10 protein-coding genes and 1 pseudogene are annotated in these 16,760 nt (G+C 42.9%); 9 read left to right on the top strand and 2 right to left on the bottom strand.

Translation table 11 applies throughout. From position 1 onward, the window contains the following. Position 1: 1 nt before the first annotated feature. Positions 2–118 (top strand): annotated as a pseudogene (locus AB1K89_RS04520) (flagellin); the annotation flags it as partial. Between the two features lie 1,299 nt (positions 119–1,417). Here the strand turns inward: AB1K89_RS04520 and AB1K89_RS04515 are convergent. Both AB1K89_RS04515 and AB1K89_RS04510 read right to left on the bottom strand, forming a co-directional pair. After that, the gene (locus AB1K89_RS04515) at positions 1,418–2,275 is read right to left on the bottom strand and encodes a DNA adenine methylase (protein WP_413053598.1); all 858 of its coding nucleotides are present in this window, start codon (positions 2,273–2,275) and stop codon (positions 1,418–1,420) included. 67 nt (positions 2,276–2,342) lie between these two features. Beyond that, positions 2,343–4,211 carry an AAA family ATPase gene (locus AB1K89_RS04510; protein ID WP_413053597.1) on the bottom strand — a complete coding sequence of 623 codons (1,869 nt, stop codon included), beginning with the start codon at positions 4,209–4,211 and terminating at the stop codon, positions 2,343–2,345. A 621-nt stretch (positions 4,212–4,832) separates the two neighbouring features. Here AB1K89_RS04510 and AB1K89_RS04505 point away from each other — a divergent pair. From AB1K89_RS04505 to AB1K89_RS04470, 8 genes are all read left to right on the top strand, one after another. Further along, positions 4,833–5,435 carry a DUF8042 domain-containing protein gene (locus AB1K89_RS04505; protein ID WP_413053596.1) on the top strand — a complete coding sequence of 201 codons (603 nt, stop codon included), beginning with the start codon at positions 4,833–4,835 and terminating at the stop codon, positions 5,433–5,435. 174 nt (positions 5,436–5,609) lie between these two features. Continuing rightward, a complete protein-coding gene (locus tag AB1K89_RS04500; RefSeq protein ID WP_413053595.1) occupies positions 5,610–6,920 on the top strand; it encodes a Na+/H+ antiporter NhaC family protein in 1,311 nt (436 codons plus the stop codon). A 428-nt stretch (positions 6,921–7,348) separates the two neighbouring features. Further along, positions 7,349–8,581, top strand: coding sequence for a NupC/NupG family nucleoside CNT transporter (locus AB1K89_RS04495; protein WP_413053594.1), 1,233 nt, complete (start codon positions 7,349–7,351; stop codon positions 8,579–8,581). Between the two features lie 89 nt (positions 8,582–8,670). Next, positions 8,671–9,645, top strand: a complete 975-nt coding sequence (locus AB1K89_RS04490; protein WP_413053593.1) for a LacI family DNA-binding transcriptional regulator — start codon at positions 8,671–8,673, stop codon at positions 9,643–9,645. Between the two features lie 16 nt (positions 9,646–9,661). Then, positions 9,662–10,546 (top strand): ribokinase, encoded by an 885-nt coding sequence (gene rbsK, locus AB1K89_RS04485; RefSeq protein WP_413053749.1) that lies wholly within the window; start codon positions 9,662–9,664, stop codon positions 10,544–10,546. Positions 10,547–10,564: 18 nt separating this feature from the next. After that, positions 10,565–11,497, top strand: coding sequence for a nucleoside hydrolase (locus tag AB1K89_RS04480; protein ID WP_413053592.1), 933 nt, complete (start codon positions 10,565–10,567; stop codon positions 11,495–11,497). Positions 11,498–11,745: 248 nt separating this feature from the next. Next, complete coding sequence (locus AB1K89_RS04475) at positions 11,746–13,347, top strand: gamma-glutamyltransferase family protein (protein WP_413053591.1); 1,602 nt, start codon at positions 11,746–11,748, stop codon at positions 13,345–13,347. Between the two features lie 152 nt (positions 13,348–13,499). Beyond that, complete coding sequence (locus AB1K89_RS04470; protein WP_413053590.1) at positions 13,500–16,700, top strand: AfsR/SARP family transcriptional regulator; 3,201 nt, start codon at positions 13,500–13,502, stop codon at positions 16,698–16,700. The last annotated feature ends 60 nt before the right edge of the window (positions 16,701–16,760 follow it).

The following is a 16,760-nucleotide window of genomic DNA, read 5'->3' as shown; positions in this document are numbered from 1 at the left end:
CACGATGGCGAAAGAGATGATGGAGTTCACATAGAACAACATCCTTACTCAAGCAGCACAAGCAATGTTGGCTCAAGCACAGCAATCCCCGCAAGGAGTCTTACAACTTCTTCGGTAATGTTGTGAACGGGCGTCTAACTTGGTAACGAGTTAGATAATCACTGGGTGAATTGCTGGAACCTCCTTAGAGCTCTTCTGCCACAGCGGGACTGGAAACGGTAAACGTGACGGCTTGAAAAATGGAGAGATTGGACAATCAGCAGCGAAGCCCCTGTCGGGAAACCGTGGGGAACGTTCAACGACTAGGATAGACCGTCTAAAGCGATGGCTATGACGATGAAATCCGTAGGGTGTTACGAGTCGTAACATTCGAAGTGCCCAGCCCCTTATACAATAAGGGTGAAGATATAGTCTATTCTGTAATCGAAAGATACAGTCGCAAAGCAAGCGAACCAACAACCTCAGGGCGTACTTCAATTGCTTCGTTAATATGGTTAATAAAAACGCGGTCCGTAATTTCCGGCCGCGTTTTCTATATTTATCAGAATAAATTAGTTCATTGGAAATACGTTATTGTAAGTCCCAAATCAAACAACACATATTTTTCTAAAGCATTTATTGTATGATCAATGTCTTAAATGAAGGAAACCTTATTCAATGATACAAACACCATAGTTATTGTCCTCTTTATATTGTATCTTACAGCAAACAATCTTGTTGAATACAATTGTCACATGCTTAAATTACATTCCAAATGGCGTCGAGGAGGGCAGATACCACCATTCTAAGGAATCTGATTAATCGATTAGGCAGGGTTATATTAAAGTTAAGGCTATATATAATCTTGTAGGAAAACCGACATAGGAAAAGGAAAGACAAAATTAATGGTTTTGATACGCTTAAACAATACTCTATCAAGTCGTTGGGAATAGAATTGGTATAAATGCTTGATAAGTGGTCTTTTGAAGGGTTAGGATGTCCAGCATGTCAATGAAACGTACAGCAAGGGGATTCAGCCGTCAGATAAAAATACCGGCCAGACGAGAGCATATATTGAGTGTATCGGAAGGTACCGTGTAAAAGACCAATCATGCTAATTTTCCTAGATCCTCATCACGTGCCGTTCCGTGTTGGAACACTTAATTCACGGATACAAATGAACGATTAATGATTGTTGTCTATTCAGTCTGTGACAAGCTGAAGGGGATTGATGTATTCGCGAACTGCTTGCAAACGTATCTCATTACTGGCTCAAAGCCGATAGCAAGAATGGATAGTTCAGCTTATAGTATTGCAACTGGCTTTATTGAATGACTTGCTTTTGATGTGATCACTCATCCTGATTTTCGTATTGATAAAATACATATATGCGTCAAAATCCCTAACATTTAATGGTAAAGGCTGTAGACGCTTTTATTTAAGGAGATACTAAACGTAAATAGTCGCCAATGTTGCCAGAATCTATTTTTTTTGAGAAGAAGATAAATTCTTGGCCGTACGTAGGTTTCGCAACTGAATAGTTTAAATAGTATTTTTCATACTCATGCTTACCATACAATTTTTCAATTTCATGAGCAATATCATAAGTTAGAATCCAGTATCGGTTTCTCATTTGGCTTTTAATAACTTTTGCTAATTCAACATGGTCTTCGTGAGTATAAAAATCTGTGTATAATTCTGGTCCTCTTTTATAATATGGAGGATCAAAAAATGTCAAAGATTTTCTAGTGTGTTTAATTTCTTTTTCTATAAACTCTTTCGCGTCGTCATTGCAAACTTTTATACGATCAGATTGGGAGGCAATTCGTTCAATTCTTTTGATTATAGAATTTTTATTAAAACGACAATCAATTTTATTCGCTCCTTTTTGATCTTTTCCTCCTATTACCCCAGCCTTTATAATTCCAGAAAAATTTGTTCGGTTTAAGAATAAAGTAGAAAATGCCAAAGATAATTCATCCACAATCTCCTTATTTTCCTGAAACTCTTTTTGTATATACCACTGTTCCATAGTAATGGGTGTTTTATGTATAAGTTCAATTAAATCTTCTGAATTATTTTTAATAATATTCCAGAGAGAGTATATACTTCGATCATAATCATTAATAATAATGCAATCTACATCGTTATTAATTAATAAGCGAATTGCAACCGCAGCTCCTCCAGCAAAGGGTTCAATATAAGTCCGAATATCATTTTTAACAACTAAATGTTTCACATAATTGTAGGTTTTGTTTTTTCCCCCGGGATATCTTAGTGGAGATAGGTTGGTCATAATATCACCTCCATGTTCAATAATAGTATGTTGGATTAATTGATCAGTAATTTACCTTAACATATGATTATAACCTAATATTTTTTAATACCAAATCATGAGCTTTCTTGAAGTCTTTAATAAAGTTGTTGTACTTTTCAGTGTGATTATTTTTAAACCACTCAGCCCAAAGTACAAATAATTCTTCACAGTCATTACGAAATATTTTTTTTGCGCTTTTTATTTGTTGTTTAATAAATATTTTAGATTTCTCAGAAGAACTAGGATTTTGTATCTGGTTATAAATTGAAGCTAATTGTTGTTTGTTGTAGGAATAATCTTCAAAAATAGGGTGATCAATAGGGATTTCTTCAGTAATAAACAGACTTAAAACAATTTCTGGTGCATCTAATGGAAGAGTAACACCTGTATGCTGTATATTGCTTTCATTTAAGTTGTTTATTATTTCTGGGTGATCACCATCAATAACATAAATATTGTGCTGCATGTATTTGTTTTGGTTTTCTATCAATTTCCTCAATGTGTTATAAGAAGATTGGGTATCAATATATTCGAAATCATCGCTTGAATAATCCTCTGAAACAAAAAGTAATGCTTTTAACATGTTGGCAGCAAAATTATCCTCACAAAAACAAGGTATTTTAGGTACCTTACTTTTTGATTTTACTGCTATATCATAATATACTGTTTCTGGTGTCATATCAGTTTTATTTATTAATGTACCATCACTCCTACGTTTTAAATAATTAATTGAGAACTTATCCTTATTTTCAGGAGAATACATCTCTTCGACAATATGAATAGAATGTGTTGTGAATATTATCTGTAAATCGAGTTTTCGGCTCATTGTCTTCATGAACCTTATTAATTCTATTTGAGCTCCCGGATATAAGGTTGCATCTAATTCATCAATCAAGAGCAAGCCGCCTATATAGTCATCCTCGTTTTCCTGTTTTAACTGCTGAAAAGAATAAATTGAGGAGATTATTTTACTAATATTATCCTGGCCAGCGGACATCGAAATAGGTGAATAATCTTCAGTATGAATTCCCACGCGGATGTTATCTGGCGAATCTTTGATGTCTAATGTTGTCGTTTGGTACTCTGAGGATTCTAAATCTAGTAAAATTCTTCTGGACTTTTTGGCGATTTCTTCTTCAAAATCCCTCATTTTTACTGAGTTAGATAGAGTAATAAGATCACGATCAATCTCGCCAATTGGGGCTACTCGAGACAAGCCTAGATAGATTACTGGCAAGGTAAGGTTACCTTCTCCACTTCTGTTGGTATTACCCGTTACAAACCTTAAATGGGTACTTGTTGGTTTTAACTCTATAATATAATTTGTTTTTTTTATGTCGTCATTCGGTGGTGAGCAGTAATAAATTTTTTCAATCTCATCATTTTTAAAATGAGTTAGTACTTCTCTAAGAGATAATTCATTATCCAAGTGAGACTTTGTAATTTTTTTATTTGTGATCTTCTCTTTAGAAATGTAATTTTTAAAGCTTGTGTAGGAGTTAATTAGCCCTTTAAATTCATCTTTATTTAAGTTAAATTCTGTTTCGGTTGTATCAAAAGTGAAAAGACAGAATTCACCACTTCTTTTTCTGGAATTAACATTAAAAGTAGTTGAATGATTTGGTAACTGTTTCACTAATGCAGAGTTGGGGAACACTTCCATTGTATATTTGTGTTCACCTGCAAAATCAAAGTCCTCGCTGAAGTTGAAAATTTCGCTAAATTTAGTTGCGAATGGTTGTTTAATAATGTTTCTAGTTCTACTGTAATTAAAAGGCTGAGCTAGCATTCCTAATATGGTAGATTTCTGCGCCCCGTTTTGACCCATGATAGCTGTCAGCTGCTTACCAATAATAATTTCTTCGTTTTTAATACCTCTAAATTTATGTATGGATAGCTTCTTAATATTAGACATAAAAATGGCCTCTTTCAAACTAGATTTTTATATTTTGACAAATAGTCGCTGAACTCTGACCGTCTTGAACAAAAAGATCTGTCTGCTTGACTGATATAGAAAATGAAGAAAACTTTAACTTGGTAGAGTATAAATAACTTGGGGATCACTACCACGGAAGATCCTTGTGTTATGTACTTAGTGTTGAATAACTATTTGTCTGAAGTAAGTATTAAGGATCTTTAGCCTCAGTTATATTTGTTAAGTTCGTGGTGATGCGTTGCCTAATTTTCCAGCATATGAATTATACCATATATATCTAATTCAATATACCTATAAAAATAAATCAACGGGCAATTTTACAGATAGACCCTCGGCACGTGGTCCTGGCAACATCAATTCAGACAGAAGGTTATCTCCCCGACGGGATTGAGAAGAAATTGGTCAGCTGATAGCGCAAGTGAAGCAGAAGCACAAGATGCGCAGAGGACAAGTTCACTACCTGCCGAAAAGGCGACCTGACGAATTTGTATTGGATTTGTCGAAAGGAGAAGCATAGTAAGATAATGCACTGAAATAATGCCCATACTAACCGATATAACCATTAGTACCGCAAATTAGATTTAGATGGAGGCAACAATTTTGAAATTAATTATCGGGGAACAACATATTGAGTATAAAGAGAAGCCGGCAGCGGATGAAGTGATTGAACGAATCAATGAGAGCTTGACGGAAGGGTATTATTTCAGCCATTTTATTGCCGATGGTGAAGAAGTTTACGATGAGCATGAGGAGTATTTAGAGAGTCATTTGGACGAGATCAAAGAGCTACAAGTTGTCATTAAGACAGAGAAGGAATTCATGAATGATGTCCTTCTATCGGCAGAGGAGTATTTGCAACGTGCAATTCCTGATGTGAGGTCACTTACCGATGCCTTCAATCGTGTTCCGACAAGTGAGACGTGGGGCAAGTTTGAAATGCTGTTAGGCGGGATGGAATGGCTGAATGATATGCTGAAAGTCGTTTGTACAAGCAATGAACGTCCTTCGAACTGGGAAACCTTCCACCAATTGAAGTCCAACATGCAATCCGAGTTGGCGAAGCTTGGAAAAGCGGTTGAAAAGAAGAATAGCAATCAAATTTCGACGATTATTAAGAATGGCCTGTTGCCGATTTTTGAACGGCTAGAAAAGGAATTTGGAGAGACGATTGATTCGGAGTTTGTTCGGAGGAATTTGAACTGACTTGTAAACACCAAATGCATTGAAAATAATCTGTTGCGTAAAGACATTGTGCATTTATAAAAATTCCCAATTAAAATCAGCTTTCAACCGAGTAATTAACTCGTCTGAACAGCTGATTTTTATGTTATACTGGGTTGCTTGTAATATTGAATACGATGAAGTTGAGGAATGTATATGTCAAATGAACAATTGAAAAAAGGGAGTCTTTTGGCGTTTTTGCCGCTTATTGTTTTTGTTGTCTTGTTTATCGGGTCAGGGATCGTGACGAAAGACTTTTATAATATGCCTTTGAACGTGGCGATGCTAATTGCTGCGGCTGTGGCGCTTATGATGAATCGGCGGGAGGCGTTCAGTAAAAAGGTCGATGTTTTTATGAAACATGCGGGGCATCCGAATATCATTTTAATGGCTGTCATTTTTCTTTTGGCGGGCGCTTTTGCGGGCGTGGCGAAAGGGATGGGGGCCGTTGAGTCGACGGTCAACCTCGGATTGTCCTTGCTGCCTGCGAACTTGCTCATTGTCGGCTTGTTTGTCATCGGCTGTTTCATCTCGATTTCGATGGGGACGTCAATGGGCACGATTGTCGCGTTGGCGCCGATTGGTGTGGGGATTGCGGCCCAAACGGATGTCCCCGTAGCACTTGCTATGGCAACGGTCATTGGCGGCGCGATGTTCGGGGATAATTTGTCGATGATTTCGGATACGACGATTGCGGCGGTCCGGACGCAACAGACAAAAATGAAGGACAAGTTTAAAGTGAATTTCTTCATCGTTCTTCCAGGAGCGATCGTGACGATGATTCTCCTCGCTCTGTTGACGCATGGCAATTCGGCGGAACTTACTGGTGAATACCCATTTGAATTCATTAAAATCTTGCCGTATTTGGCTGTGTTAGTGGCGGCATTGCTCGGTGCGCATGTATTGGTCGTACTCGTTGGCGGAACGATATTAGCCGGAGTCATTGGACTGCTGGATGGTTCTTACGAGCTGGGGAGTTTCTTGCAGACCGTATCCGAGGGCATTATGTCGATGGAGGATTTGGCGATTGTTTCCATCTTAATCGGCGGAATCGTCGGGATCATTCAGCATAATGGAGGCATCGATTACTTATTGCGGGTCATCTCTCGCAAGATCAAGTCGAAAAAAGGTGCCGAATTTGGCATTGCAGGATTAGTGAGCGCGGCGGATATTGCGACCGCCAATAATACAATCGCAATCATTATTACGGGGCCGGTCGCAAAGCGCATTGCGGATGAGTATGGCATCGATCCCCGCAAATCCGCCAGTTTGCTTGATACGTTTTCAAGCGTCTGGCAAGGCGTCTTGCCTTACGGTGTCCAAGTATTGGCGGCCGCGGGATTAGCGGCGATTTCACCGTTGAGCATCATCGTCTATTCGTTCTACCCTGTACTAATGGGGATTTGCTGTGTCATTGCGATATTGATTGGTTACCCGCGGTTTAAGGGAACAAAGATGGATCAGTAAAATCGTTCTAGCAATTCAGTAGGCAAGGGAAAATACTAAAAACACTATGACAAACCGTCCTATCGTATTCACTACTTGAAGTGTGTACGATAGGACGTTTTTTTATTTGGACATGAGTTGAACGAGGCGACTAATTTTGATGAAAAGTCGAACACTTTCCGCCATAAAAATTCATCTTGACAATCCAAATTCAATAGAATACACTTTTTGAGTAATGTGTTACACTATTTGCTTGAGATACTCAATAGAGTAACGTTATTTTAGAAAACCGTGCACCGTCATGTGGTACCGGTTACACACTGAGGAAGTATTTGGACATAGAGATAAACTTGTCTAAGAAGAAGGAAAAACAACAGGTTGCCATATTTTTTTATCGATAATGTGTAACCGGTTACCTATTTTTTCCGAAAACGAGGAGGATATAAGGAATGAGTATTTTATGGGGGATATTTGGATGTGCTGTGATTATATTTATTGCATATCTGATGTCTGAAAACAAAAAGATTATTAATGTTCGAACGGCGCTCGTTGGGTTCTTCTCGCAAGTCCTTTTAGGATTTATCGTCCTGAAATGGGGAGCAGGAATGGCGGTCGTTGAGTTTGTATCTGACGGTGTCAATAAAGTGATGGGATATGGGATGGAAGGTCTCTCCTTCGTATTCGGATCTTTAGCAGATAAAAACGGTCCGGTTGGGTCGATATTTGCAATTAATGTACTAACAATTATGGTATTCTTATCTGCTCTGATTTCACTTCTATATTATTTTGGAATCATGCAGATGTTTGTAAAAGTGCTCGGTGGATTAATTTCGAAATTCATGAAAACAGGTTATGTAGAATCGACGAATGCGGCGATGAATATCTTTTTAGGGATGACACAATCGGCTATTTCCGTTAAACCGTATATTAGCCGGATGTCAAGATCGCAAATCTTCGCCATCATGGTTGGTGGATTAGCTTCCGTTTCAGGGGCCGTGTTGATCGGGTTAGCTGCGATGGGCATTCCTATCAAGTACTTACTTTCAGCAGCGATCATGTCTGCACCCGCAGGATTGATGCTTGCAAAGCTGATCATTCCTGAAACAGACCCTCTCAATCCGAATGAATGGAAAGAGATGGACGACTACATGGGAGATTCTAAAAAAGACTCCAATATTATGGATGTCATTATCAATGGTTCTAGAGAAGGGTTGAACCTCGCTGTCAATGCAGGGATCATCTTAATCTCGATTATCGGACTTGTTGCTTTGTTGAACGGAATTTTAGGCGGAGTAGGATCGTTGGTCGGATTCCCTGGACTGTCATTTGAAACGATTATGGGGTATATCTTTGCGCCAATCGCGCTCATCATCGGTATCCCTTGGAGTGAAGCACTAGCTGCTGGTAACTTGCTAGGTCAAAAGATGATTTTAAATGAATTCGTTGCTTTCACATCGCTTTCAACAATGATGGAGCAATTCTCGGAAAAATCGATTGCGATTCTTACATTTGCATTGTCTGGCTTTGCGAATATCGGATCGATCGGAATCATTCTTGGAATCATGATTGGTGTAGCGCCAAATCGTAAAAAAGATATTCAATCGATGGCTTTTAAAGCTTTGATTGCGGCAACGTTAGCGAACTTGCTAAACGGTGCGATTGTAGGATTGTTCTTCGTTTAATTAATGTAATAGATAATCTTGACTCACAACCCTTTGTCATGCACACTATGTGTAACCGGTTACCGACAATTACCAATGGAGTGATTGAAATGGCTTCGATTAGAGATGTCGCAAAACATGCGGGCGTATCTGTTGCAACCGTGTCCCGAGTGTTAAATGACAAAGGGTATGTGAGTGTAGAAACACGGAAGAAAGTCGAGGCCGCCATCGCGGACCTGAACTATCGACCGAATGAAGTTGCAAGAAGCTTGTTTAATAAGCAATCGAACACGCTCGGATTGATTTTGCCGGATATTATGAATCCGTTCTTTCCTGAATTGGCGCGGGCGATTGAAGATACAGCATCCAAACTTGGTTATACTGTGATCCTCTGCAATTCTGATGAAGATGAGGAAAAAGCACAGCGGTACATAGACGTATTGCTTCAAAAATACGTAGATGGCATCATCATCTCCTCGAACACAATACAAGAAAAAACGATTCGTGAACTGACGATCCCTGTTGTTTGCATAGACAGGGAGATTAGTAAAGATATCCCGACGATTGTCGTTGATAATAAAGAAGGCGCGAGAATGGCTACCCGTTTTTTAAAAGAAAAAGGGCGCCGAAAAATTGCTCATATAAGAGGGCCTCTTGAAATCATAAACGCAGAAGAGCGTTGCGAAGGTTATCGGGAAGTCGTGTCAGGGGAAGAATGGTTTCAAGAAAGTTATATTGTGAATGGACACTATCGTATGGATACGGCAACAGAGGCGACGTTGGAGCTTTTCCGGCGGCATCCCGAAATTGAAGGGATCTTTGCTGCGAACGATACGATGGCGATCGGTGCGATGAAAGCGGCGTATGAGCACGGATTAAAAGTGCCTGAAGATATTTCAATCATCGGATTTGACGGCATCGCTTTGGCGAAAGCATCGATACCCGAACTGACGACGATCGAACAGCCTTTGTATGAGTTAGGCCAGAAAGCGGCAAAGATGCTCATTAAGCTCATCAAAGGGCAAGACGTGAAAAAGACATTTTATCAGTTTGATGTGCAGTTAATAGAAAGAGATTCGACGTAAGGTGGGTGAAATGATAATGGGACAGACCCCTAAAATAACAGTCGTAGGAAGCATCAATATGGATCTCGTTACGATTACGGACCAGCTGCCGAAAATGGGCGAAACGATTTTAGGTCAACAATTTCAAATGAATCCTGGTGGAAAAGGTGCAAACCAAGCGGTCGCTTCCGCTAGACTCGGTGCAGCAGTTCAACTGATCGGCTGTGTTGGTGAAGATATGTTCGGCAAGGAGCTGCTCCAACATCTGAATAGCGAAGGTGTTGACGTGAGCCATGTGGAACAAGTTTCGGATCAGACAGGAACCGCTTCCATCATCGTTTCTAAAAAAGATAATAATATTATTGTCGTACCGGGTGCGAACAATCATGTGACGGCATCTTTCGTGGAGGCGAAGAGAGAGGTAATTGCGGCGAGTGATATTCTGATCCTTCAGCTTGAAATTCCGTTGGAAGGTGTGCAAAAAGCGATTGAAATCGCGAAGGAGAACGGAGTTACGGTCATCTTGAACCCAGCTCCTATCTGCGAACTTCCAGCTGATGTACTTACGAAGGTAGATTATTTGACTCCGAACGAACATGAATACAAGCATTTAACGATTGATGATAATCGTGCAGAGCTTATTGGAAAAGTGATCCTGACAAAAGGAAGCGAGGGTGTTTCCTATTTCCAGGATGATGAGGAATTAAATATCCCGGCTTATTCAATTGACGTAGTCGACACTACGGGTGCCGGCGATTCATTCAACGCTGGATTTGCGGTTGCATTAGGCAAAGGGTTGCCTGTAGACGCTGCCTGCCGATATGGCAATGCAGTAGCGGCCCTTTCGACGACAAAGCTTGGTGCACAAACAGGAATGCCAACTGATGCTGAAGTTCAGGAATTCATTAATAAAACAAATTAAGCAAGAGGAGTGATCGGTTTGAAAAAGGTCATTTTAGACGTTGATACAGGTGTGGATGACGCACTCGCCATTATGCATGCAGTGAATAGTAAGCAACTAGACATCCTAGGGATTACGGCTGTTAGCGGGAATGTCCCGTTAGAGCAAGTGAACATCAATACAAACAGAGTCTTGAAGCTACTAGAAGTGGAAAATCAAATTAAAGTGTATAAAGGTGCAGACCGTCCACTTTTAAAAGAGCCTTACCACGAGTTCCGAGTACATGGAAATGACGGTGTCGGCGGTGCGCTTGACCATATCGACATCGATATTCCTGAGAATGACGTCTTTGCTCCGGACTTCATCATCGAGCAAGCGAAAAAGCATAAAGGTGAACTCACTCTCATAGCGGTCGGCCCGCTTACAAACGTTGCGTTGGCAGTACGTAAAGAGCCAAGACTAGCTGAATGGCTGAAAGAAGTTATCGTTATGGGCGGCCTCGTCCAATCGTCAGGAAGAGGAAATACGATTCCGACATCTGAATTCAATATTTTTGCGGATGCAGAAGCAGCAAAAGTTGTGTTCCATTCAGGAATGGACATTACGCTAGTTAGTTTGGATGTAACAAGACAAGTGCTATTAACAGAAGAGCATATCGAGGAATTGAAAGGTACGAAGTATTACGATTTCGTCAAGACGAGCACCGTCGATTACAGACAATTTTCAATCAACCTCTACGGAATTAACGGCTGTGCAATGCACGATCCACTATCCGTCGGCGTCGCTTTAGATCCAAGCATCGTTCAAACAGAAAAATATTACGTCGATGTAGAAACGAAAGGCGAATTAACCTACGGCCAAACAATCTGCGACTTCCGCAACATCTATAAAAAAGAACCAAACGTCAACATCTGCGTCGGCGTAGACTCTGAAAGATTCCTACAAACATTCCTCGAGTATTTAAAGAGATAATAAGTTTTCAGAATCTTTTCGGTGCCTGTGCAGCAAACAATTCAGATTATACACTACAATTGTATAAAGAAAATGAAGAAGTCAACTGTCCTGCGGGATGGTTGACTTTTATTTGTATTTTTATGAATTTTATTGAATTGTCATAAATGTGTGCTGCACAGGCACCTAAGTTGAAGTACAAGTATTCTAAAATTTTCATCCATTATGGTGAAAGTATCGTATAATAGAAGAAAAACGGGGGAATTCCATTGGACTACTTATACAACCCATACCCAATAACCCGCCACACCGTGTTCGCACGGAAAGGGATGGTGGCGACGTCTCAACCGTTGGCATCGCAGGCAGGCATTGAAGTTATGCGGAAAGGCGGGAATGCGGTGGATGCCGCAATTGCAACGGCAGCTGCACTTACTGTCGTTGAGCCGACGACGAACGGCATCGGTGGCGACGCGTTTGCAATTGTGTGGATGAAAGACAAGCTGTATGGCTTGAATGCGTCCGGACCTGCGCCGGAAGCGTTGACGCTTGAAGCGATGAAAGAAGCGGGACATGAGAAGATCCCGACATTCGGCTACGCGCCGATCACGGTGCCAGGGGTTCCGTCTGCATGGGCGGAACTTGCGAAACGGTTCGGCAATTTGCCGTTGATCGAATCGCTTGGTCCAGCGATCCGCTATGCGGAAGAAGGGTATCCGCTCACGCCGATTTTGGGGAAGTATTGGAAAATCGCCTACAACAAGTACAAATCGCTTGATTCCGATCAATTCGAGGAATGGTTCAAAGTGTTCGCGCCGGACGGCAGGGCTCCTGAAATCGGAGAAATGTGGAAGTCGCCGGATCATGCAAAGACATTGCGCTCCATCGGCGAAACGAATGCGGAGTCCTTTTATAAAGGCGAGCTTGCGGATGCTATTGATGCACACGTAGCTGCAAACAACGGCTACCTTCGCAAATCCGACCTCGAAAACTATAAGGCCGAATGGGTAGATCCGATTTCCACAAATTATAGGGGTTATGACGTTTGGGAAATTCCGCCGAACGGTCAAGGTGTCGTGACGCTTATGGCGCTTAATATCTTCTCTGAAATGAACCCTGCAGTGCTGAACGATGTGAAATCGCTTCACGAACAAATCGAGGCGATGAAGCTCGCGTTTACCGACGGAAAAGCGTTCATTACCGAAGAAAATGATATGCCGATTGAAGTGGAACATTTGCTATCGAAGGAATACGCGAAGAAACGGGCCGCTGAAATTACGGAACGCGCATCAGTTCCGGAACCGTATGAGCTGCCAAGGAGCGGGACGATCTATTTGGCGACTGCGGATGAAGAGGGGAACATGGTTTCCTTCATCCAGTCCAATTATATGGGCTTCGGTTCCGGTGTTGTCGTGCCGGGGACAGGCATTGCGCTGCAAAACCGCGGCATGGATTTTTCTCTAGATCCCGCGCACCCGAACGTATTAAAGCCAGGCAAACGTTCTTATAACACAATCATTCCGGGGTTCTTGACGAAGGACGGACAAGCGGTCGGCCCGTTCGGCATAATGGGTGGTTTCATGCAGCCGCAAGGCCATTTCCAAGTCGTCGTCAACACGGTCGACTATCATTTGAATCCGCAAGCGACGTTGGACGCACCGCGTTGGCAATGGATCGAAGGGAATAAAGTGCACGTTGAGCCGAACTTCCCGAACCATATCGCGCAAGCGCTCTCTCGACTTGGACACCAAATCGTACCGACATTGGACAGCGGATCATTCGGCCGCGGACAGATCATTTGGCGCGACCCGGAAACAGGCGTCCTTTCCGGCGGCACCGAATCGAGGACAGACGGAACGATTGCGGTCTGGTGAGGAATACTTAAACTAGTAAAGAAATAATTACACTTCCTTTTCGGCTCACGATAAAGGAAGTGTTTTTTTATTTTTGTCCACCAATGTCATCCAATTCAGAACCTTCTTATGATAAACTAGTTACAAAGAGACACTAGGGTAGGTGAGAATCGATGCAGACAAAGCCCATTTTGCTTTCCAAACTGATGCCTCCGACGCCATCCGCCACGTATATGCGGCGAGCTTCATTTATTAAGAAGATGAAGATGGCGGACAGGGTGAAGCTGACGTTATTGCATAGCGGGGCAGGGTACGGGAAGAGTTCGGGACTATCCGCTTATTTCCATGACACAAACGCTGCATATAGCTGGTATACCGTGACGGATGAAGACGACGACGTCCTTCCGTTCATCACTTACTTGACGCAAAGCATCCGACGTGCCGTGCCGGAATTCGGCTTATCGTTATCCGAATGGGATGAGCCTTCATTGCACCCGAAAGACATGGATCTCGAACGATGGCTCGCCCTGTTCATGAATGAGCTTTGTGAAATCGACACCTCCCTCTTCATTGTCATCGACGATTTCCATCATGTTGACCACGTATTTTTAGTAAATTATCTCGTAGAAAAGATGATCGGTTCATTGCCGCCGAATGTCCATCTTATCGTCGCGACACGGAACCGTCCGCGCTGGGCGAGCCTCGTCAAGCTGAAAGTGACGGGGCAGCTATGCGAACTGACTGAAGAAGACTTTCTTTTTTCGGAAGAAGAAGTCGCTGTCTTTTACGAAGACTATTTTGATCAGTCGCTCACGGAGGCGGAGGCTGCTTCCGTCATCCGGTTAACGGAAGGATGGGCAATTGCGGTCAATTTGCTTGCGCTCCATCTCACCGGGGGTGAATCTCATTTGCCGACAGCGATGAAACCCGCCCTGCATGAGCTGTTCGCCTATCTTTCCGAGGAAGTGTTTAACCGGATGGGTGAGGAAGAGAAGGATTGGCTATTGGCCTTTTCCATCTTCCCGACGTTTTCATTGGAGCTTGTCAGTGAGTTTTATGGGAATGAAGCAGCAAACACACTCCAGCAGCTTGCGGAACGCCACGTGTTCATCCAGTCGCTCGGGGAAGGGACGTATCGGTACCATGCCCTCTTCCAGCAATTTTTGGAGCGGAAATGGCAAGCGGTCGATCCGGAGCAATTTTATTCAACCCAAAAACAAGCGACGAAATTTTATATTCGGCAATCAAACCCGATTCAAGCCATCTCCCATGCCGTGAAAAGCGGGAATCCCTCGTTTATCGGTGAAATCATCGTTGACAATGGCGCAAGTCTGATCAAAGCCGGGCAGTTTGAATGGCTGCTCGATATTCTCAAAGGCTTGCCGCCTGACATACTTGAAACTTTCTATCCTCTCCATTATTTCGAGGGGGAAGCGCATCGGTATCGCGCCTTTTATGAGAAGGCGAGAGTGGCATATTCAGCATGCATCAAGGCAGCTGAGCGGTGTGGGGACGATTATTATGCGGGCCGTGCCCATGCCGGCATCGCGAATATTTATCTCGATACGATCCAGCCTGGCCTCGCGGATCCGTATTTAATGAATGCAATTCTTTTCGCCGAGAAGAGCGACAAGACGAGTGAACTGGAAATGGAATTGCTGAAGCGGCAATTCGCGGAGAACCTCGTTAACTTGGGAAAGGCCGCGGACGCAGAAAAATGGGTGGAACAGGAAATTCATGATGAAAGTATTCTTCGGGAAGGGAATTTAGATGCGAGGATTGCACTTCGTACCGGAAGATTACGGGAAGCACAAGCGATCTTGGCGCAACGAATTAATGATTTGACATTGCCGGATTCGCATCGTGAAACAGATATCCTGCTTTCCCTCATCTACTCGATGACCGGCGAGAACGAACTTGCGCTGGAGAGTGCAGCAAGAGGCATCCAGCTTGGTAAAGCCGAGAAATCGGGCTTCATCGAAGCAGTCGGGCTCATCCGGATGGGTCATGCGATAACGATAACTGATCCGGGCGATATTGCTATTGCTAAAGACCATTATCTTCGGGCGATCGAGAGGATGGATGAGTTGAACGTGTCGCGCGGCAATGCGGAGCCTTATATGGGGTTGTCGATTGTTGCAGCGCGGCAAGGCGAATTCGCCGAAGCGATCCGATACGGGGAAGCCGGTCTGCGGGAGACGGAGCGGGTCAATGACGGATGGCTATCCGCATTGATTCATATTGGACTTGCAATTGTCCGCTTTTACGCTAACGATGAACCGGAAACAGAACGCCATTTGAACAGAGCTGGACGATTATTCCGTGAGTGCGGGGATTTTTACGGAGAAATGGTCACTGCGTTTTGGGCAATGAACTTGTATGACAGAACGGAGAATGACGACCGTTTTTCGGAGCACGCCGAACGGTTTTTCACACTTTGCACGGAATACAATTATTCCTTCTTTTTGACTTCCGAGACAATATTCGGCCCATTCGACCGGCAATCCATCCATCCGTTAGTGCTGAAAGCTATGCGCTTCCATAAGGAGCATGCCGGCATCCATCACGCCATCCACCTTCTCGGACTGGAGGATACCCTTTCACACCCGGGATATAAAATCGACGTCCAACTATTAGGACCGTTCATGATTCATCTAGGACTGGAAGAAGTGGCCGACCGGAAATGGCAGCGGGATAAGTCGAAGGAAATCTTCATTTATCTGCTGTTGAATAAAAACCGGTACGTCCCGAAAGAGGAAATCATGCAAGCACTTTGGGAGGATGCTGACGACAAAAGTGCCGACCGGGATTTCAAAGTGGCATTGAACGCCTTGCTGAAAGTGATTGAGCCGAATCGGAGCGCAAGGGAAAATCCGTTTTTCATCCTCCGCAAACAGACGATGTACCGCCTGAACCCGAAGGCCGACATTAGTACCGACCTCGACCAGTTCAAACAATACGTAGAAATGGGCCTGTCGGAAAAAGAGGCAGATAAAGCAGTGGCTCATCTACTAAAAGCCTCAGCGTTATACAAAGGAAAACTGTTCGAGGAAAAGCTCACCGTCGAATGGATTGCACAAGAACGCGAGCGAATCGAACAGCTATACATTCAAGCACTCGAACGCCTCGCCCAATCATATACAAGACTGCAAGCCTACGGCAAAACAATCGAATGGGCAGAAAAACTATTACGAATCGACCAAACATGGGAAGAAGCCTACCGCTTGCTCATGTATGCCCACTACCAACTCCAAAACCGACCGCAGTCAATCAAATGGTACAGAAAATGCCAATCCGTCCTGCTGGAAGAACTCTCCATCGAACCAATGGAAACGACAGAGCAGATGTACAAGATGATCATGAATGAATTATAGGGCCATTAAAATAAAATAGACAACAAGGTGAAGGAAATAAATTATTTTTCTTCACCTTTT

This window comes from Sporosarcina pasadenensis, assembly GCF_047228845.1.
Lineage (GTDB): Bacteria > Bacillota > Bacilli > Bacillales_A > Planococcaceae > Sporosarcina.
Note: the sequence above shows the minus strand (reverse complement) of the source record. Positions and strands in the feature narration are given on the sequence as shown.